18 protein-coding genes and 1 riboswitch are annotated in these 19,929 nt (G+C 39.5%); of the genes, 11 read left to right on the top strand and 7 right to left on the bottom strand.

What is annotated here, in order from left to right; all coding sequences use genetic code 11:
• The first annotated feature begins 32 nt into the window (after positions 1 to 32).
• The 4 genes from C6Y07_RS08125 (at position 33) to C6Y07_RS08110 (ending at position 5,108) form a co-directional block, all read left to right on the top strand.
• Positions 33 to 680, top strand: a complete 648-nt coding sequence (locus tag C6Y07_RS08125) for a TetR/AcrR family transcriptional regulator (protein ID WP_066031508.1) — start codon at positions 33 to 35, stop codon at positions 678 to 680.
• 72 nt (positions 681 to 752) lie between these two features.
• On the top strand, positions 753 to 2,006 hold the full coding sequence (locus C6Y07_RS08120; RefSeq protein ID WP_106156552.1) for an MFS transporter: 1,254 nt from the start codon (positions 753 to 755) through the stop codon (positions 2,004 to 2,006).
• Positions 2,003 to 4,333 carry an FtsX-like permease family protein gene (locus C6Y07_RS08115; protein ID WP_106156550.1) on the top strand — a complete coding sequence of 777 codons (2,331 nt, stop codon included), beginning with the start codon at positions 2,003 to 2,005 and terminating at the stop codon, positions 4,331 to 4,333. The genes C6Y07_RS08120 and C6Y07_RS08115 overlap by 4 nt, the downstream gene beginning before the upstream one ends.
• A 13-nt stretch (positions 4,334 to 4,346) precedes the next feature.
• Positions 4,347 to 5,108: an ABC transporter ATP-binding protein gene (locus C6Y07_RS08110; protein ID WP_106156548.1), complete on the top strand. Its 762-nt coding sequence runs from the start codon at positions 4,347 to 4,349 to the stop codon at positions 5,106 to 5,108.
• A gap of 32 nt (positions 5,109 to 5,140) precedes the next feature.
• On the opposite strand, the gene C6Y07_RS08105 is transcribed toward C6Y07_RS08110, so the two are convergent.
• A complete protein-coding gene (locus tag C6Y07_RS08105) occupies positions 5,141 to 5,353 on the bottom strand; it encodes a hypothetical protein (protein ID WP_066031504.1) in 213 nt (70 codons plus the stop codon).
• A gap of 413 nt (positions 5,354 to 5,766) precedes the next feature.
• Here C6Y07_RS08105 and C6Y07_RS08100 point away from each other — a divergent pair, with 413 nt between their 5' ends.
• A complete protein-coding gene (locus tag C6Y07_RS08100; protein WP_106156546.1) occupies positions 5,767 to 6,945 on the top strand; it encodes a response regulator aspartate phosphatase in 1,179 nt (392 codons plus the stop codon).
• Positions 6,946 to 7,045: 100 nt separating this feature from the next.
• Here C6Y07_RS08100 and C6Y07_RS08095 read toward each other — a convergent pair whose 3' ends face one another.
• The 4 genes from C6Y07_RS08095 to C6Y07_RS08080 all read right to left on the bottom strand — a co-directional run bounded on the left by C6Y07_RS08095 (position 7,046) and on the right by C6Y07_RS08080 (position 12,432).
• Positions 7,046 to 7,894 (bottom strand): PRD domain-containing protein, encoded by an 849-nt coding sequence (locus C6Y07_RS08095; protein WP_106156544.1) that lies wholly within the window; start codon positions 7,892 to 7,894, stop codon positions 7,046 to 7,048.
• Between the two features lie 30 nt (positions 7,895 to 7,924).
• On the bottom strand, positions 7,925 to 9,391 hold the full coding sequence (locus C6Y07_RS08090; RefSeq protein WP_106036357.1) for a glycoside hydrolase family 1 protein: 1,467 nt from the start codon (positions 9,389 to 9,391) through the stop codon (positions 7,925 to 7,927).
• Between the two features lie 4 nt (positions 9,392 to 9,395).
• Positions 9,396 to 11,255: a beta-glucoside-specific PTS transporter subunit IIABC gene (locus C6Y07_RS08085; protein ID WP_106036356.1), complete on the bottom strand. Its 1,860-nt coding sequence runs from the start codon at positions 11,253 to 11,255 to the stop codon at positions 9,396 to 9,398.
• A 310-nt stretch (positions 11,256 to 11,565) separates the two neighbouring features.
• Positions 11,566 to 12,432 carry a hypothetical protein gene (locus C6Y07_RS08080; RefSeq protein ID WP_052004378.1) on the bottom strand — a complete coding sequence of 289 codons (867 nt, stop codon included), beginning with the start codon at positions 12,430 to 12,432 and terminating at the stop codon, positions 11,566 to 11,568.
• Between the two features lie 219 nt (positions 12,433 to 12,651).
• On the opposite strand from C6Y07_RS08080, the gene C6Y07_RS08075 reads away from it, so the two are divergent.
• On the top strand, positions 12,652 to 13,203 hold the full coding sequence (locus C6Y07_RS08075; RefSeq protein WP_060597650.1) for a PadR family transcriptional regulator: 552 nt from the start codon (positions 12,652 to 12,654) through the stop codon (positions 13,201 to 13,203).
• A 4-nt stretch (positions 13,204 to 13,207) separates the two neighbouring features.
• Positions 13,208 to 13,690 carry a DUF4188 domain-containing protein gene (locus C6Y07_RS08070; RefSeq protein WP_066031499.1) on the top strand — a complete coding sequence of 161 codons (483 nt, stop codon included), beginning with the start codon at positions 13,208 to 13,210 and terminating at the stop codon, positions 13,688 to 13,690.
• Positions 13,691 to 13,701: 11 nt separating this feature from the next.
• Here the strand turns inward: C6Y07_RS08070 and C6Y07_RS08065 are convergent, their stop codons facing one another.
• Positions 13,702 to 14,325 (bottom strand): NUDIX hydrolase, encoded by a 624-nt coding sequence (locus tag C6Y07_RS08065; RefSeq protein WP_066031498.1) that lies wholly within the window; start codon positions 14,323 to 14,325, stop codon positions 13,702 to 13,704.
• Positions 14,326 to 14,495: 170 nt separating this feature from the next.
• On the opposite strand from C6Y07_RS08065, the gene C6Y07_RS08060 reads away from it, so the two are divergent.
• A complete protein-coding gene (locus C6Y07_RS08060; RefSeq protein ID WP_034323321.1) occupies positions 14,496 to 14,702 on the top strand; it encodes a helix-turn-helix transcriptional regulator in 207 nt (68 codons plus the stop codon).
• A complete protein-coding gene (locus tag C6Y07_RS08055; RefSeq protein WP_066031497.1) occupies positions 14,699 to 15,379 on the top strand; it encodes a DUF3169 family protein in 681 nt (226 codons plus the stop codon). The genes C6Y07_RS08060 and C6Y07_RS08055 overlap by 4 nt, the downstream gene beginning before the upstream one ends.
• A gap of 48 nt (positions 15,380 to 15,427) precedes the next feature.
• Here C6Y07_RS08055 and C6Y07_RS08050 read toward each other — a convergent pair whose 3' ends face one another.
• On the bottom strand, positions 15,428 to 16,774 hold the full coding sequence (locus C6Y07_RS08050) for an amino acid permease (protein ID WP_060597654.1): 1,347 nt from the start codon (positions 16,772 to 16,774) through the stop codon (positions 15,428 to 15,430).
• Positions 16,775 to 16,936: 162 nt separating this feature from the next.
• Positions 16,937 to 17,016, bottom strand: a riboswitch (glycine riboswitch).
• A gap of 261 nt (positions 17,017 to 17,277) precedes the next feature.
• Between C6Y07_RS08050 and C6Y07_RS08045 the strand changes: the two genes are divergently transcribed.
• Both C6Y07_RS08045 and C6Y07_RS08040 read left to right on the top strand, forming a co-directional pair.
• Complete coding sequence (locus tag C6Y07_RS08045) at positions 17,278 to 18,300, top strand: LacI family DNA-binding transcriptional regulator (protein WP_066031496.1); 1,023 nt, start codon at positions 17,278 to 17,280, stop codon at positions 18,298 to 18,300.
• A 432-nt stretch (positions 18,301 to 18,732) separates the two neighbouring features.
• Complete coding sequence (locus tag C6Y07_RS08040; protein WP_060597655.1) at positions 18,733 to 19,914, top strand: MFS transporter; 1,182 nt, start codon at positions 18,733 to 18,735, stop codon at positions 19,912 to 19,914.
• The last annotated feature ends 15 nt before the right edge of the window (positions 19,915 to 19,929 follow it).

The following is a 19,929-nucleotide window of genomic DNA, read 5'->3' as shown; positions in this document are numbered from 1 at the left end:
CCGACAGTCTAGTCAAAAGAAAGGATGGCTTTATGAGAACCGTTAAACATCCTGAAGAACGTAAAAATGACATCTTAAACGCAGCCGAAGAGCTTTTTTCTACCAAAGGCTATCAGCAAACAACGATTATCGACATTCTGAAAGCTGTTGGCATTGCAAAAGGCACTTTTTATTATTACTTTTCATCCAAAGAAGAAGTGATGGATGCCATTATTGACAGGATCATCAAAGCAGATATCATCGTGGCAAAGCGTATTGCGGCTGAGCCAGACCTTCCAGTCGTCGACAAACTATTTCGTATCATCATGGCACAATCGCCTCAGCAAGGAAGCAATAAACAGGGGATGATTGAACAATTCCATCAGCCTTCTAATGCAGAGATGCACCAAAAAAGCTTAATCAAAGCGATTAAAGAACTATCACCCGTATTGGCAGACGTCATTCAGCAAGGGGTGGAAGAAGGAACATTCAAAACAAAGTTCCCGCAAGAAACGGTTGAATTCCTTCTTGCTTCTGCGCAGGTCATATTTGATGAGGGCCTTTTTCAATGGACAGCCGAAGAAAGTATACAGCGCGCTCTAGCTTTTATCGATATCCTCGAATCCTCATTACATGCAGAAAAGGGGAGCTTCTCCTTTCTTCTAAAGCGATTAACTGGAGAGCTGGATGAAAAGAATTAGTGATTGGTCACTTCAATACCAATCCTGCATACATTATAGACTGACGGTCGGTCTAAAAGGAGAGTGATACTCATGACTTTGTTATCCAAAAGAGGTTCATCCCACTTTATGTACCTCGTTCTCGGACAAATTATTTCCGTTTTTGGTTCTTCCTTAATTCGGTTTGTTCTATCTTTACACGTACTGGATATGACGCAGCGTGTTGACTTATATGCCTTACTATTCGCTTTATCCAATGTCCCACTCCTTCTTTCTCCCTTAGCAGGAGCAATCGCTGACCGGTTTAACAGAAGGAACTTGATGATTTTATTTGATGTTCTCACCGGCATCATGATTCTGGCTTTTTATTTTTGGTTATTCTCAGGAAATGATTCACTCTATATGATCGGAGCGGTCATGGTGCTTCTTGGTGTGATGAGTACGTTCTATGCTCCTGCTGTGATGTCCAGCATTCCACAGTTAGTAAAACAGGAACAATTAGAACAAGCAAACGGAATCGTCAATGGCGTGCAGGCACTTTCAGGTGTTCTCGCTCCTATTATCGGCGGGGTTCTGTACGGACTGATTGGAAGTCAATCCATCATAGGTGCCAGTGCTATCGTGTTTTTTCTATCAGCATGCATGCTTTTACGGTTAAACATATCCTTCTCACCTAGCCCGCTAACGGAAACTATGGGCAAAGTGCTCATAATAGATATGAAACAGGGATTTTCCTATATTGGCAGTCAGCCATTTTTAAAAAGAGCCATGCTGCTTGCTGCAATGTTAAATTTCATCCTCACGCCATTTTTTATCGTGGGTGGTCCAATCATTTTAAGGGTCACAATGAAAAGCAGTGACATCATGTATGGAATAGGCATGGGCTTGATTGAGTTCGCTGTGATCGCAGGGGCTCTGCTAGTTGGACTTGTAGCAAAGCATTGGCAGATACCTACTTTATATCGCTGGCTGATCGTCATCGCGATCATCTTGCTACCTGTCGCATTCTCAACATCCAACACAGCTCTTCAATTTGGCACTTATCCAGCTTATTTTCTCTTTCTAGCAGGATGTCTTCCAATTGCTATGCTGCTTACAATGATCTCAATCGTTGTAATTTCACATGTTCAAAAGAAAACGCCAAATAGTCAATTAGGAAAAGTGATGGCGAACCTGACAATGGTTTCTCAATGTGCTGCCCCGCTTGGTCAAATGATGTATGGATTCTTGTTCAATACGTTTTCAGCCAACATGTATGTGACGGTGCTAATAGTCAGCACTTTCATGTTTGCCCTTGCCTACTTAACAAAAAATATGCTTCAACATGAAGGAGAATCAGCCTCATGAGACTGACGTTTATAAAGAAAGACTTAACCCGCCACCGTCTCATTTCCATCGGTTTAACCATTTGTATTATGTTGACATCATTTCTCGCAACAAACGCCGCTCAAATGACAGTACAGCTGAATGGTTCCATTTCTAATCTGCTCCATTCAGCCAAGGCACCAGATTTTGTCCAAATGCATGACGGCAGCCTAAATGAAAAAGACATTGAAGCATTTTCAAACAAGCAGTCCATGGTAAAAGCACATCAAATCGTCCCAATGATTCCAATTGAACATGCAAACATCAAGTTCGGACATGAACCCGCCAAAGCAGGTGTGATGGATCATTTATTTGTGAAACAAAATCGTCATTTTGATTTTCTTTTAAATGAACAAAATGAAAAGCTCACTGTCAATAAAGGTGAAGTGGCTGTCCCTATCTATTTTCAACAAAAGTATCATCTCAAGATAGGAGAAACGTTACTGATTGGGAAAGGGTCTAATCAATTCTCTTTCCGCATCAAAGCGTTCTTGCGAGATGCACAAATGAACCCCAGTCTTGTTAGTTCGAAAAGATTCCTTCTTCATCACAAGGATTGGGACGCAATGAATCAAGTGTTTCATAAAAAGGAATATTTAATTGAATTTTTACTGCATGATGCCGCTCAGGCAGATGCCTTTCAAGCAATCTACCAGTCATCACAGCTTCCACAGCAAGGTCCAGCTGTCACATTACCTTTGCTCCGTATGCTGAATGCATTGACAGATGGACTGGTGATTGCCATTCTCCTGCTTGTTTGCATGCTACTTATCGGTATAGCCCTCCTCTCTCTCCATCTTGCTATGACAGCTTCTATAGAAGAGGATGAACGTGAAATTGGAATACTGAAGGTGCTTGGGATTCCTTTAACAAGAATCAAGCAATTATACGTTGGAAAGTATGCCGTGCTTGCTTGTGTAGGGTGTATAGCAGGATATGGGTTAACGCTTTTATTTGGTGATTTGTTTACGACCAATATTCAGCGCTACATGGGGAATCAGCCTTCTTTTACTTCTTGGTTCATCCCGCTTTGTGTTTCTATTGTGATGGCAATGATCGTCATTTCTTGCAGCTATACTGTCCTAAGAAAGTTTGGTCAAGTATCAGCTGCTCAAGCACTTCAAGGCGCCGCCATTTCAACGAATGATAAAAAAAAACTAATACCCCTACATCTCAAGAAAAACAGGTTCATACCGGTCAATATTTGGCTTGGTTTAAAAGATCTGTTATCACGAAAGAAGTTGTACACAACGATTACTTGTATTATCGCGCTTTGTACATTTTTGATGCTGCTGCCTATTCAGCTATGGCACACCTTACAATCACCGAATTTCATCACATATCTTGGCTCTGGTCAAAGTGACCTTCGAATTGATATACGACAAGGAAATCATCTAGAGGAAAATACAAATGAAATAGAATCAATGATTCGTGAAGATCGGGATATTCATACATCAGCCATATATGAAACAACTTCTCTTCAGGCAAAATCAAAGGAGAATACATTAGAAACACTCTATTTAGAAACAGGTGATCTCTCAGCATTTCCTCTCACCTATTTACAAGGGCGACAGCCTTTAAAGAATAAAGAAATTGCCTTATCAGTACTAAGTTCAGATTCACTCCAGAAAAAGGTAGGAGAAAAAATCACTCTCGTAACAAACGGGCATGAAATTCAAAAAACAGTGACTGGCATTTATCAGGATGTCACCAACGGCGGCAAAACAGCCAAAGCAATATCACAGCCATTTTCCCAATCAGCCCTTTGGAAAACCATTCAAATCCAACTAAAACAAGGAGTAGAAATTGCGGAGAAAAAGACAGTATTTGAAAAAGGGATATCTCCTGCAAAAGTGACAGATATGAAAGAATACGTTCATCAAACAATCGGCAGCACGGCCTCTTTAGTAAAAATCGTTGCATTTTTGTCTACATTAGCTGCTTTTGGAACCGCCAGTTTGATGCTATTCATGTTTCTGCACATGTTAAAGACGAAAGATTCAAGTCGAAACCACATGTTAAGAATGATTGGATTTTCTAAAAAAGATGTAACAGCACAATATATCACAAGTTTTATCGTCGTTATCTCTTTGGGCGCCTTTATTGGTACGATCGCTGTCCATACGATTGGACCAGCTTTGATGAGTGTAGGTGGAGCCTCCCTAGGGGCATCAAGCCTGCAGTGGCTGGCACCACAATGGGTGTCAGTTGTGTACCCAATCACACTGTTGATTGTCAGCTTAGCTTTAACCGCTTCGTTATTGAAGACGTTTTTTACTAATCAAACTACACGTCATACACTTTCATAAGGAGATGTTTCACATGGAACACTTGATTGAAACAAAGCGATTGTCTTTGCAAATCGATTCTTTAAAAGGACAGAAACAAATCATTCTTAAAGATATCCATTTATCGATAAAGCCTGGGGAATTTGTGACCATTATGGGACCTTCCGGATGCGGGAAAACTTCCTTGCTTTATCAACTTAGCGGGATAGAAACAGCCTCAACAGGTGAGATCAAATATAAAGGCCGATTACTATCAGAAATGACAGACAAACAGTTAACTGCTCTGCGCTTAACAGATATGGGATTTGTCTTTCAACACAGCCACTTACTAAAAAATCTTAATCTATTTGACAACATCATTGCTGCCGCTTACTTAACAAAGAAAAAGCCAAGAAAAGAAGTGAATGAACGAGCTGGATATTTAATGGAAAAACTTGATATTGATCATTTAGCAGATCGATATTTGTCAGAAGTATCAGGAGGTCAGCTTCAAAGGGCCTCTATCTGTCGAGCGCTTATGAATGAACCAGACATTCTTTTCGCTGATGAACCAACAGGTGCTCTTAACTCTAATGCAACGAAGGAAGTGATGAATATATTTTCGAAAATCCATTCTGAAGGAGCAACACTACTGCTTGTCACACATGACCCAAAGGTTGCTCTTCGTTCTGAAAGAATCATGTTTATGAATGACGGAGAAATAACAGCCAGCTTACATTTAGGGAGATATGATGACTCAACTGCCGAGAATCGAGAATTTAGATTAAATCAATGGCTGCAAAATTTAGGTTTGTAATTGGAGTAAAAACAGGCAGAAAGCTGCCTGTTCTACTTTTTCTGGCACTCAAACGAATAATCCATCGAAAAACGATTTGTTTCTAATATGATTTTGCCGCCTACTTGTTGACAAGATTCTGTCAGTAACTCTATTTCTTTGCTATAAAAGTATCTCTTTGACATATACAGAGTCACTAAAACGAGTAACAGCGTCGTCATGATCACTGTGATTTGCCAGTTTAAGATTTGAAATCTTTTTTTCATATCAACGTCCTTTCTAATAGACTAGTGTTTGTGATTGGCATTTACTTTTGTCTGCTTCTATCAGTTTCTATTCCAAATTTGATCTAGCATCATCATAACTGATTTTCTTTAATAGATCGACCCTCCAACTTCTCTATTCCTTACCTAAAATCACTTTATTTGTAATATACCAGTGATATTTTCGAACATAATTATAAAACCCAATGTATATATCCCTTTTTTAGACGACTAAAAAAAGATTTTAATCATTTGTAAAAACATTCAATCACCATTACAATTTCGTACATCACATGACCTTAGGTCCTTTTTATTACCTCTTGGCAATCACCTCGCAGAAATGATTATATTCTTCCAAAAATTGTGATATCGTTTTTAGTGAAACAGGTGAAAGGATCTTAAAGAGGTGAAATTTCATGGCTATCATTTCTGCTGAACAGGTGGGGAACCGTTTAAATGATTGGCGAATTGCGATTCGCAAGCATGATGTACACAGTGCTAACGCAATGTACACAGAATTAAAGCAATTACTTCAAGAAATGGAAGAGAATCAGGAGGTCTTGACTTATTATTCATTGCTAGAAGGCAAGTATAAACTCATGTTATATGAACGGAGAGGTAAAAAACTGAATGAACAGACAGAGCTAGATTGCCCCTCTAAAACAAACGATTTAATTGAATACTATTTTTACCTATACAAAGCCCTTTACGCTTCATATAACAGGGACTATGCATCAGCCATTGGACTGTTTAAAATTGCCGAGAAAAAACTGCAAAACATTCCGGATGAAATAGAAGTAGCAGAATTTCATACGAAAATCGCAAACTTATATATGCTACTTCGTCAAAGCCTAATTTCTCTTCACTATATTCAGAATGCTATAGAAATTTTCAAAAGTCATGAAGGATATGAAAGAAGACTAGCGACAGCCTTTGTTATCGCCGCTGCTAATTATATGGACATTAACGACTTCATAAGAGCAGAAAACTACTACAAAAAAGCAATACACATCGCTGACAGTCTAAATGATCATTTTCTAACTTCACAGCTTTTTCATAATATCAGTATTCTGTATGCCGAAGCTGGAGAATCGAAAAAATGTATCGATGCCCTAGAAAAGGCTCTAAGTGATGAAAACTACCTCTCATCGTGCTATTTCCATCACTCCATGTTTATGTTAGTCAAAGAGCTGCTCTCTATTGATGAAAGAACACAAGCTCTCTATTACTTCGAATTGGTCAACCAAAAACATGAATCAGAGAAATGCCCCATCTATACAGCAAAAATGAATTTGCTTTACCATCTATATTTTACTGAAGATATGGTTCAAAAAGCTCAAGCCTGTTTCGATGAAATCAGCATTCTAAAAGAATTAAAGGATGCTGAAGGTGCCTGTGAATTAAGTGCTCTAGCTGCAAAACACTTTGAGGATTTGGATGACATTCATCAAGCCTATCTCTTTTTAAAGGAAGCCTATCACAGGAACCATCCTATACTTGACTGGAGGAATTCTAATGAAAAAAATGAGTTTATTGATCATCGCTTTAACCATCGTTGTTTTTGGACAAACAGCGTCTTTCAATTCGTTAAATGAGACGAATGCTGGTACAACAGAACGACCTATCGGAACTTAATATAAAAATTGGTCATAGCAAAGAACCACTTGCCTGATCATAAGGCAAGTGGTTCCACCATTATTTTAATTGCTGATAAGATATGAGGCGGTGTATATGTACCGCAAGATAAGTAAGCTCATCATTAGGAATGACGATACTATGCACCTGTTTAATATAATCTTTGATTTTAAAAGCAACATCCATCGCTTGAGGATACAAGTGTGCAATTTGTTCAAACAACTCATTTTCTTGATCTGAGAGTAATTTATTTGCATAAAATCTTTCTACAAAGAACTTCACATGTGTAATGAACCGACTGTAATGAATATTCTCTTGGTCCATTTTCATATTCAATGTATAGCGCACAAGATTGACAATACTCCCGATCATTTTGGCATATTTCATGCCATCTTTCGAATCAGATTCTTCACCTAATGCATTAATTAAGTGAAAGGCGATATTGGCGGCTTCTTCTTTTGGTAATTGTATGCCCAATGTATCATTTACTAACTCAAGTGCGTACTTCCCTACTTCAAATTCTTCAGTATAGTAATTTTTGATTTCCCAGTACACGCGATTCGTCATATTAATATTCTTTTTATGTCGTTCGACAGCAAAATTCAAATGATCCATTAAGGTAAAATAAACACCTGAATTTAGATTTGAATTTAACCGTTTTTCTGCATATTGGACGATGTGCTGAGTTAAATCGATAAACTCTTGAGGCATTGAATCTAACAGTTGAAGAAATTCTTTTGCTCTCAAGTTATCGACTGACATAAAGACTTGGTCCGCTTTTTTCTCTTCTATCATTTGACCCGGTTTCTGTCCATAGCCAATCCCTCGGCCAAACAAAACCATCTCCTGATGGTTCTGATCTTCAGCCAGGACCACACTCGAGTTTAAAACTTTTTTGATTTTAAACATCGTCATCACCTGTTTTCATGATTGTGGTGTTCAATCAAGCGATTCACCATTTGTCTCAATGACTTTTTGGTACCAATAAAATGAGTCTTTTCGAGATCGTTTTAAGGTTCCGTTGCCATCATCATCTTGATCTACGTGAATGAAGCCATAGCGTTTTGACATTTGTGATGTACCTGCACTAATAATATCAATTGAGCCCCAGCTCGTATATCCAAAGAGATCGACGCCTTCTTCAATCGCTTCTCTCATCTGACGGAAATGCTCTTTAAAATAGTTAATACGATAGTCGTCATGGATAGAGCCATCACTTTCAACTACATCCTTTGCACCCATTCCGTTCTCGACAATGATAAGAGGCTTTTGATAGCGATCATACAATTCGATTAAAGAAATTTTCAGACCAACCGGATCAATTTGCCAGCCCCAGTCAGTTGAAGGAAGATAAGGGTTTTTGACTCCACGAATCGTATTCCCTTCTGTCTGTTCTAATCCTTCTTGGGCTGATTCAGTTAAAGACATATAGTAGCTAAATGAGATAAAATCTACTGTGTTTTCTTTTAGAATGGTTAGATCATCTGCTTCCATATGAATTTGAATATTTTTTCTCTCAAGCATACGTGTAATCAGTGGCGGATATTCGCCAAACACCTGAACATCTGCATAGAAGTAGTTTTCTAAGTTTTGTTTCAAGGCTTGTTCCATATCATTCGGATGACATGTATGCGGATACGTTGTCAATTTTGTCAGCATACACCCAACCTGGCTGCCTGGGATAATACGATGGCAATCTGCTGTTACAAGAGCAGATGCGACAAATTGATGATGAAGCGCTTGATACACCGTCTCTTCTACTTTTCCTTCTGGGCAACGATCAGGAATAATTCCTGCAGTAATGAATGAGTGGCGGTGTATACTATCAATTTCATTAAAAGTGAGCCAATATTTCACATCATGTTGATAACGTTCGAAACAAACATTGGCGAACTTCACAAAGAGATCGACCACTTTTCTTTCAACCCAGCCGTTATATTTCACACTAAGGGCTAAAGGCATTTCATAATGAGAGAGTGTCACAATCGGTTCTATGTTGAGTTTTTTCATTTCGGCAAATACACGATCATAAAATTGCAGCCCTTTTTCATTCGGTTCAGCTTCTTCTCCAGTAGGGAAGATCCGGCTCCATGCAATAGAAATGCGAAGTGTTTTAAAGCCCATTTCAGCAAATAGAGCCAAATCCTCTTTATAGTGATGATAGAAATCAACACCTCTGCGTTTTGGGTACTTTTTATCGTCTGGATCCTTTATTGCACGATCTATATTTTCAGAAGTAACAGCAAGATGTCCTTCATAATCTTCTACACTTAAATTGGAACGATACATTGCAATATCTGCAACTGATGGTCCCTTTCCATCTATATTCCAGGCGCCTTCTGCCTGGTTGGCGGCAATGGCGCCGCCCCATAAAAATCCTTTTGGAAAACCTTTAATTGTTGTCATATGATTAGCCTCCTAATTGTGTGACAACCATCAATGTATCTTGACGATTGACCTCTTGTAATGGCCGTACCTTTATATCATATTGATCTGTATTTGTGATTACAGCAAGTGTAACTGGATCATATCCTGCTGCTATGATTTTTTCTACATCAAATTCAATCAGTAAATCTCCTGCTTGAACACGTTCTCCTGCCTGCACTTTTGGATGAAAATACTGTCCTTCCAGCTGAACGGTATCGATGCCAATGTGGAATAATACTTCAACCCCTTGGTCCGTTTTCATACCAAGTGCGTGATTTGTTTCGAACAGCAAGGTCACCTCGCCATCTACTGGTGCATAAAGCGCTCCTTTTGAAGGTACTATGGCAATTCCTTCACCCATGACCTTTGAAGAGAAAATATCATCTTTTACTTCAGATAGAGAGATCATTTGACCAATCACAGGGCTTTTGAATGTTTCACCTGCCCCAATTTGTTCAGCAAATGCAGCTTGATCATTTGTCTTTTCTTCTCCTGTTTTATCCTTACCTAATACAAAAGCAGCGATAAAGGCGACAATAAACGAAATGACTGCTCCAATGACAGCAAACATCAGATTTCGCGGGAGCTCATCTGAGATAAACATCGACATACTTGCTAATCCAGGGCCAACAAGTACAAAGGCTTGTATACCAACTAATCCAATGAAGATTCCGCCAACAAACGAACCAATCATGACACTTCCAAGGACCCGCTTATTTTGAAGTGTCACACCATACAAAGCAGGCTCTGTGATGCCAAAAAATGCTGAAATCCCTGCCGAAATAGCTGTTGATCTGAGTACCTTGTCTTTTGTGCGTAGTGCCACAGCGAAACACGCTCCACTTTCAGCAATATTATGCGCAAGTGATGCTGGTAAATAAAGTGCTTCTTTCCCAAGGGTTCCCATCGTTGTGACTGCATAAGGGACCATTGCTTTGTGCATACCTGATGCGACCATGAATGGGAGGACTGCTGCTAAAATTGCGACAGCTACCCAGCCTACTGTATTAAACATTGCAAGAATGATGGATGAAAAACCTTGTCCTGCTGTAAAACCAATCGGTCCTAATAGAAGTAACGTAACTGGTACAGTAATGACCAATGACATCATTGGGACAAAGAAAATCCGAATTGGTTTTGGTGAAAATCGTGTAAAGAATTTTTCCATTTGAGCGTAAAGCAATACAGAAAGGATTGCTGGGAACACTTGATACGCATAAGCTATATTTTTTACGTCGAATGTCATCAATTGCGCACCTTCAGTAAGCATAGCCGTCATGTTCGGAAGAAGGAGCGCACCGACTGCTGATAATGCGACCAGTGGGTTTACTTTTAGTTTATTGGCAGTCGTTACAGCGACTAGTAAAGGGAGGAAGTAAAGAGGTGCGTCCCCTACCATGTTCAATATTTGATAGGTTTGGCCCTTTGCATCCATCCAGCCTAATAAAGAGAAAAGGAGAAGAAATGATTTTAAAATCCCTCCGCCTGCGATAGCTGGAACAAGCGGCTGGAAGACACCTACAATGAAATCTAACAGAACTGTGCCTGCTTTTCTTTTTTCTTTTGGCTGATTGGAAGGCGCGTCTTTCCCTGATGAGCTGCTACCTATTAAACTTGTTAACTTTTGATACACTTCGATGACGTCATTCCCAATGACCACTTGGCATTGACCTGACATTCTGACAGCTATGACACCTGGCGTTTTTTCTAGAGCCGGTACATCTGCCTTCTTCTGATCAATCAGTGTGAAGCGAAGTCTTGTTGAACAGTGCTCAAGGTGCGCAATGTTTTCTTTGCCACCTACATGCTGTAAAACATCTTTGGCAACCTGTGTGTAATCCATTTTTTCTCCCCCTTTTCTCATACATGAGACCTATATTTCGGCAATAAAAAAAGGACCTAAAACGACAAATTAAAGAAATTCATCGTTTTTAGATCCTGCCTGCATGACCAGTCACATGTCTAATTTATCAATATTGGATTTGATTTTAGTATATATTGAGTTAATGTAAGCGTCAACATATATTTTTGAATTTAAAAAATATTTTTTTACAAGTCTAATGTCATCAAAACGACCTCATTTTACTTTAGAGGAAATTTAAATCGAAAAAGTCAGATAGTCTCAAATGTCCTATCTGACTTAATTATTATCATTATTTTTTCTTTGCTTTTTTCTTTGCGGCATTTTTAAATGCTTCTTCTTGCTTTTGATATTGTTTCTTATTCACAGCTTTCAGTTTCATTTTTTCATTCTTTTTCCAAATCGGTAACTCAATATAGGAAGCCTCTACATCAGATGACCCTATCATCTTAGACAAGCCACACTTTATTTTTGGTGTGGGATATACCCAAAAGTTTTTAAAACCTGTGGTTCCTACTGCTTGATATTTTTCTTTTTTCAATGGCTTACTTTTCTTCCCTGTGGCTTTGGAGATTGTAATAGCCCCTGAAAAATCCCCTTCAAAAACGGCTTCTTCGATATCAAGGAAAATTTGATATGAATTGTTTTTTGCTGTATACAGATAGCCGTAGGCTTTATTTAAATTATCTGTGTATTTCCCTATGATCTCATAGTAACGGTCTTCTGCTGTATCCACGTACTCATCATAGCGCTTATCTATGGCTTTTTTGTATTCTTTTAATTTCTTCTCATCAACAGCTTGATAGCGTTTACTTTTCTTTGCTCCTTGCTTTTTGACCATGAGATCTTTTCCAGAAAAATAGATGTCATATACGATTGTTTTCTTCTTTTGTTGGACTTTAAGTTTGTATCCTTTTTTGGTGGTTTTCCCCGTTAGCTTGTATTTTGTTTTCACCATAAAAGGTTCAATTGGATCAATCTTAACACCCTTACCGTTTAGGTAACCCGTGACCTTGCCTTTCTTTTCAGTCACCTTCAGCCAACTGACATTGTCCTTTGTTTTATAAGCATATGCATAAGATTGATTCAGTGATTCTTTTTTAGCAGATGCTTTGTTTCCTCCAAAACTTCCAACACCAATCAATAGTGCAACAATCATGAACAATATTCCTATGTTCCTCAACTTCATTTGTACACCCTCCATTCTTTTATGAATAGATGCGCAAGTACTTTACACATCAAGTATATATTACCATATTTATGATTTATCTCCTGTATTTCAAAAATATAAATCTATCAATTATTATTTTCTTGCTTTTTATTCATTTCAAATTTATTATATATCTAATTGATATATCTTTTAGATAGGTGTGCTGATATGAAAAAATACAATGATACGACGTATGCAATTTTAGGTATTTTAACGACAGATTGTAAGTCAGGGTACGAAGTGAAGCAATTAATTGATAAGAGCTTGCATCATTTTTGGAAAATTAGTTATGGACAAATTTATCCAGCTTTAAAGTTTATAGTCGAGGAAGGTCTTGCTGAGGTTTCACCCGCTTCTACGTCTGGTCGCTCAGACAAGCGGGAATATCATTTGACTGAAAAAGGGCTGAAGACGTTAAGGCAGTGGTTAGCGCAGCCGCTCGATCAGTTACCAACAGAACGAAATGAAGTGTTATTAAAGTTATTCTTCGGTCAATATCTTTCGTTTGAGAAAAAGCTGGTGCTTCTACAGGATTATGAAAGGCAGCTTCGTATCCGTTATAAGACTTATGTTTCGATTGAAGAAAACATTCAAGAGCTTTATCCAGATGAAGCGGATGCGAAGTATTGGCTGTTTACTTTAGATTACGGAAAAAGAGTGGCTCAAGCAGGAATTGATTGGTGCGTGGAAACATCCCATTTGATGAAAAAGGAAGGGTAAATGAATGAAAAAAGACATACGTGCTGGCAGGTTTACAACAGAAAATTCTGACTCGATTGTTGTGTTCATCATCGGCATGCGGATCAACAAACGCTGGGCGGTTCATCAATGGCTGCCTGTGTTCATGGCGATGCCTGGCATGATCAAAGAGCTGTATACCCATCAAGATGAGCTTGGTTTCCTCGGGACAGAGAATTACTTTGGCTTACGCACGACAGCGATGATCCAATATTGGAAATCAACAGATGACCTCCTTGCCTATGCGAAGATGGAAAAACATTTGGCGGCTTGGAAGAACTTTCATCAGAGGGCTCAGAACAATGACGCAGTGGGCATTTATCATGAAACCTATCAAATTCAAGCCGGCTCGTATGAATCCGTCTATATGAACATGCCTTCCTACGGACTGAGCCAAGCGAGAGCTCCTATTCCAATTGGTAAAGAAAAACAAACAGCGAAAGAACGGCTGAAAACAACAAATTCCTAGAGAGCGAATCTCTAGGAATTTCTTTTTGCAACGGTCACAAAATGCTTTAATATGCGGGCTGTTAATCCCCAAATGGTGTAGTTTTCATAATCATAAAACCATTCCTCTATCGATCGGCTCCCCCAGCGGTACTTCTCACCATTCATGATTTTTTCATAAGGGAAATCCTCAGCTGGTGTTGGCTGAACGGGTACATGATGTAAGTACGGCTCATATTGGCTGAGCCATGATAGAGGCACGGTAAAGGTCTCTTCTACTTCTTCTTGATTGAAGGAGTGTTTCACTTTTTGTTCATCAATGATCCCGACATATGGGTAAACCACGAAGGATGGAGAAGCAATGTAAGGACTGAGCTGTCCAAGAATCTCCACCGATTCTGGTGGAATACCCAGCTCTTCATGTGTTTCTCGCAGTGCAGCTTCCTGTGCTGTTTCGCTGCCGTCGAGTTTGCCACCAGGGAAGCTAATATCACCCGGCTGTTTTCTCATGATCAGCGATCGCACCTCAAATAATATATGCCATTCCCCGTTTACTTGCACCAAAGGGACAAGGACCGCAGCTTTGAACGCTGTCTCTTCTCCAATAAATAACGGTTGTGATTGATGTAAGTCATTTTTTAATTGGTCAATGAACACGGACATCACCTGTTTTCTGTTTCTCTTTCCTTTAGCGTATCATGGTTCACCTTTTGATTAAAGATGATCTTTCTGACAATTATTTTTATCAATTTGACAACTATACTTGTCAAATTGAATACAATGCTTTACAATCAAAGAAAGATTTCGATCAAAGTTGAGGTGACAGAATGAAAAATCGGCTAAAAGAGCTTCGTGCGCGTGATGGGTTGAACCAAACTGAGCTTGCAAAGCGTGCAAAGGTTTCTCGTCAGACCATCAGCTTAATGGAACGAGATGAATTAATGCCGTCTCTCTTGCTCGCTGTTAAGCTTTCACGAATTTTTCAGGAACCCATTGAACGTATTTTTCTATTCGAGGAGGATGAACTCACATGAAAACTGTATACAAAATGCTCTTAGGTGCTCTCCTTGGCTTTCTCGGCGCTTACTGTCTGCTGGCAGCCGAATTTGAGATGACACTTCTTGATGTTGCATTCGAAGCGACTCTTGTCATCAGCGGATTGACGATTCTATTGATTATTTATTGTTTTTCAGGGATTTCACGTATGAAAAAAAGAGTATCACTTTCGGTATCTGGTGATGAGGAGGATGAACTGGAAGCAAAACAGTATCGAACCTTTACTGATTTGACGTTAGCCAATACGGTGAGTACCATTTTGTCCATTATTGCCATCGGTATGGCCATCGTAACCGAGCAGCCTATTTGGCTGATTCTGGTCAATGTTACTTTATTTATCGTCACCATTATCAGTTCTTATGTAGCGATATCCGTTCTAAAGCTTGTCTACCCTAATCGCAACCTACCAAGCCCATCTGACAAAGATTATAGTAAAAAGCTGCTCGATATTTCTGACGAAGGTGAAAAGCATGTGATGCTTGGCGGACTGTTTCACACATATCAATTGATGAATATCCTGTTGATCGGTGCCATGTTTATTTTGATTGTGTATTCCCTTGGGGCCAATCACTCTCAGCTCTTCTCAATCATGGTGATTGGACTTGTTTTAATCATTTTGAATGCAAATTATATGTTCAGGATTAGAAATCGTTAAATGAACAAAAGCACAGCCTAATGCAAAGGCTGTGCTTTTTTCCGTCCATTATGACGCACGGCGTTTCTTTCGTGCATAAATCAATAATAAGAAACCAAACCAAACCGGTGTTAATAAGAGCGCCGGACGTGTTGCATCCGCAAACAGCATGATCACAAGAATGGCAGCAAAGAGCACAAGAACACAAATGTTCACAAAAGGTGTGAACGGTGCTTTAAAAGTAGATGCCGCATGCAGTTCAGGCCGTGTTTTTTTATATTTCAAATGGCAAATTAAAATAATACTCCATACCCAAATGAAACAAATGGCGCTGATGGTTGTGACAATACCAAAGGCTTGTTCGGGAATCAGCTTGCTTAAAAGAGCACCGACCGATACCACAATCGTTGAAACGAATAGTGCATTACTTGGAACAGCGTGCTTGTTCAGACGTCCAAAGGAAGCTGGTCCCTGTTTTTGATGACTGAGATTATATAAAATACGGCTTGTTGAGAACATACCGCTATTACAAGCTGAAGCCGCAGACGTTAAGACAACAAAATTAATAAGTCCCGCTGCTACTGGTATCCCAATCAGCCCAAATGTTTTTACAAAAGGACTTTCTGATGCACTGAGCTCAGTCCATGGGTTGATACATAGTAAAACAAAGATGGCACCCACATAGAAAAATAGAATTCTTAAAGGAATTTTATTAATCGCAGACGGGATGTTTTTTTGCGGATTGGCTGTTTCTGCTGCGGACACACCGACTAGTTCCACTCCCACATACGCAAAGATTACCATCTGGAATGACAGTAAGAAGCCTGTGACACCATGCGGGAATAATCCGCCGTGTGACCAAAGATTCGTTACCGTCACCGGACCTGCATCTGTTTGAAAACCCATGATTAAAAGGACAATTCCAACGCCGATCAGTAATAGAATCGTAATGACCTTAATCAACGCAAACCAAAATTCCATTTCTCCGAAAAGCTTCACCGTTAATAAATTAAACCCTAGTAAAATCAACAAACAAATGATGGCAGGAATCCATTGCGGGATGTCAAACCAGTACTGCACATACACTCCGACAGCAATGACATCCGCCATCGCTGTCATAATCCAGCAAAACCAATATGTCCACCCTGTCACAAAGGAAGCCCAAGGACCGAGATAGTCCTCTGCAATATCGGTTAATGACTGATAGCCCGCCTTCGATAAGAGTAATTCACCAAGTGCCCTCATGACAAAAAAGATCGCCATTCCGACAATTAAATAAGCAAAAATGATCGATGGACCTGCCAATTGAATGGCCTTTCCAGAGCCTAAAAACAGCCCAGTTCCAATGGTTCCGCCAATTGCAATCAACTGAACATGGCGGTTTGATAAATCTCGTTTTAATTCTTGTTGTGCCAATGCTAACGCCCTCCTACGACACGATCTTATACTGAAATAATGAACCCTCAAAAAGTCCATAAAAAAAGAGATTGGATGCGCTCCAATCTCACGGTCATAAAAGAATAGCAAAATAGAGAAAAGCAATACACGGCGTCATCCATGCATTACAAATACAATATTTCGTACTCTTCTGTCCTTTTGCCTGAGATTGTGAACCCTTCGGCGCCGCACATACATGCGGTCTCTCCAGAAGCTGCTCCTGCCATAGTGTGACCCACAGCAATCATAGCCTTCATTATTTACTTAAAATGTTGCTATTTCTGAATAATTTCATATTTTACGCCTCTAGAAGAAAGCTGTCAATGGAAATCTTTTATGATTTCTGTCACTCTAGCTGACTTCACTTCATCAATACCCCTCATTAAGGTATAATAAATCAAAAGATGTTCGGCTCGTTTGATGTAGAAATCCATCCTGACCATGAACCAAGTTAGGCAATCCATTGAAGTTGGTGAAGATAAATGAAAAAAATGAACAAACAGCGTGTCACATTACAGGAAGTCGCCCGTCATGCCGGTGTATCGACTTCAACGGCCTCACTCGTTGTTCGAAACAACCCAAGAATCTCTGAAGCCACTCGAAAAAAAGTCCTGCAATCTATGGAGGAATTAGGATACGTGTATGACCGCGTCGCTGCTAACATGCGGTCAAAAAGTTCAAATATTGTAGGTGTGATTGTCACGGATATTTCAAACACGTTTATTTCTGAGTTTTTAATCGGCGTGCAAACCACACTTGAATCACTGGGCTATACCGTTTTACTTGGGACAACCTTTGACAGTGTCGATAAGCAGGAACGGCTCATTTCTACCATGGTAGAGCACCGAGTTGGCGGGATCATTTTAAACCCAGCTTCGAAAAGCTCTGCTCGGACGGTCAAACAATTAAATCAAATTCGCACCCCAAAAGTACTGGCAAATCGTGAATTAGCGGATGTGCATTGTGACTATGTCGGTGCTGATTATGAACAAGGCGCTTGGATGGCGGTCCATCATCTTCTTCAAAAGGGACATCGGCGCATTGCCTTTTTAGGCGGCATCAAGACCTCCTCGACTTGGATCGACCGAATGAAAGGGTTCAAAAGAGCCCACGACGAGGCAAACCTAACAATTGATGAATCTCTTATTATTGATATGGAACCGACTCGTGAAGGCGGGAAAGAAGCACTCGCCCAAGTCATCGATCAGCCCGATCCTCCTACTGCTATTTTTTGTTTTAGTGACTTAGTTGCGTTTGGGGTCATTCAAGGACTGTCATCACGTGACATCAAGCCTGGTGAAGATATCGATGTAGTTGGATTCGATAACATCCCTGAAGCGGAAATGTATCACCCGCCGCTCACCACTGTCTCTTCATTCCCACGGTCCATCGGGGTAAAAGCAGCGAACCTTTTATATCATAAAATGAACGAGCAGGATGAAGAGCTGCAGCGATTGATCTTAAAGCCTCAACTTCATATCAGAGAAACCTCTACCTCATCGTGAAAAGGAGAATTGTGTACAGCAATTCTCTTTTTTTATTGAGCAAGTCAATCATTTCTTTGTTTCATTTTTCTTTTTTTAAATCACAAAGTCATAAACTTGACACATTTTAAACACAGGAGTATATTTATCTCGTTGCTTCTTTTAGTATATCGTTATACCTATTTCTGTGTATCGTTGTTTTTATTCAACATCAGTTAAAAGTGGACTTTTCTGATTCTGATCAAATTATGAAGATTCACTTTCTTATCAAAGCTGTTTTTATTTTTATATTTTAGTAGAACGATGTACTTAATTGAAGAACAGATGAATATTCATTATTTTACATCAATCACATAAGGGGTGTTGTGATGGGCTTTATGTACATTCATAGAAAGAACAACCGACATACAAAGAATTTAACCCTAAAAGGGTTGCAAATATAGGAGTGGGAACATGAAAAATCCTTATATTAAATCATCACTCGGCATGTATTTAAATTACTTCATGCTCGGCATGATCAATATCATTGTAGCGTCCAATATGAATAGCTTATCTGAACGCTACCATGTGGATATTACGAAAATCAGCTTGCTTGTATCGGCGATCGGAATTGGTAAACTGATTGCTCTCTTTTTCTCTGGCCGGTTAGCAGACCGCTGGGGACGTAAGCCTGTCATTATTACAGGGAACTTTCTTTACTTATTATTCTTAATCGGTATTCCAACGACAACGAATTATACATTGGCATTTATCTTTGCGATTTCAGCCGGGATTGCAAACTCATTACTTGATTCGGGAACATATCCTGCTTTGACAGAATCGTTTCCTAAAAAGGCAAGTTCAGCTTCTGTTTTAGTGAAGGCGTCCGTTTCAATTGGAGCGACTGTTCTTCCATTTATCTTGGCGTTCCTTATTGCACATGACATCTTCTGGGGCTGGGCGTTCTTTGGACTAGGACTTCTTTATTTACTTGTAGGGATTTACTTGATCTTTATGCCGTTCCCGAACCATAAGCAAGTCTCTTCACAAGATGACCTTCCAGTGCAGGAACAAATGAAGGAAGAACCTAAAATGTTGGGTGAAGGCTTAGCCGTCGTGCTCATGGGATTCACGTCTACTGCATTGTTTGTCGTATGGCAAACGTGGCTTCCACAGCTCGGATTGAAATTGATTGGGCTTGGCGCAGGACAAGCGACACAGCTTCTTTCTTATTTTAGTATTGGTGCCCTTGTGTCAGTTCTACTGCTCTCAATTGTATTAGATAAATTCATTTCGCCGATTATGGTCGCAATCATTTATCCAGTTGGAGCATTTCTTGCCATGCTTTCACTATTTCAAATTGAAACGTATAGCATTGTCATTGTCAGCACCTTTTTCTTAGGATTATTTACAGCAGGGATCTTCCAGCTGGCGATGAGTATTATGATGAAATTATTCCCTACAAACAAAGCAACGGCTTCATCATACGTCAACATTGCGGCAAGCTCAGCGTTTATTCTTGTGCCGCTCATTACAAGCGGTTTGGTCAGCACGTACGATATTAAAATGACGTTATTTTTCGATATGATCATTGCGGTTATTAGCGTATTGTTAGCGGTCTTTGTTCTTGGACGCATGAAAAAATTGTTTAGATAATTAAAGGAGATGTCA

The organism is Bacillus sp. LNXM12-1 (genome assembly GCF_003004375.1).
Classification (GTDB): domain Bacteria; phylum Bacillota; class Bacilli; order Bacillales; family Bacillaceae; genus Bacillus.
This window is presented reverse-complemented; position numbering and strand designations above follow the sequence as displayed.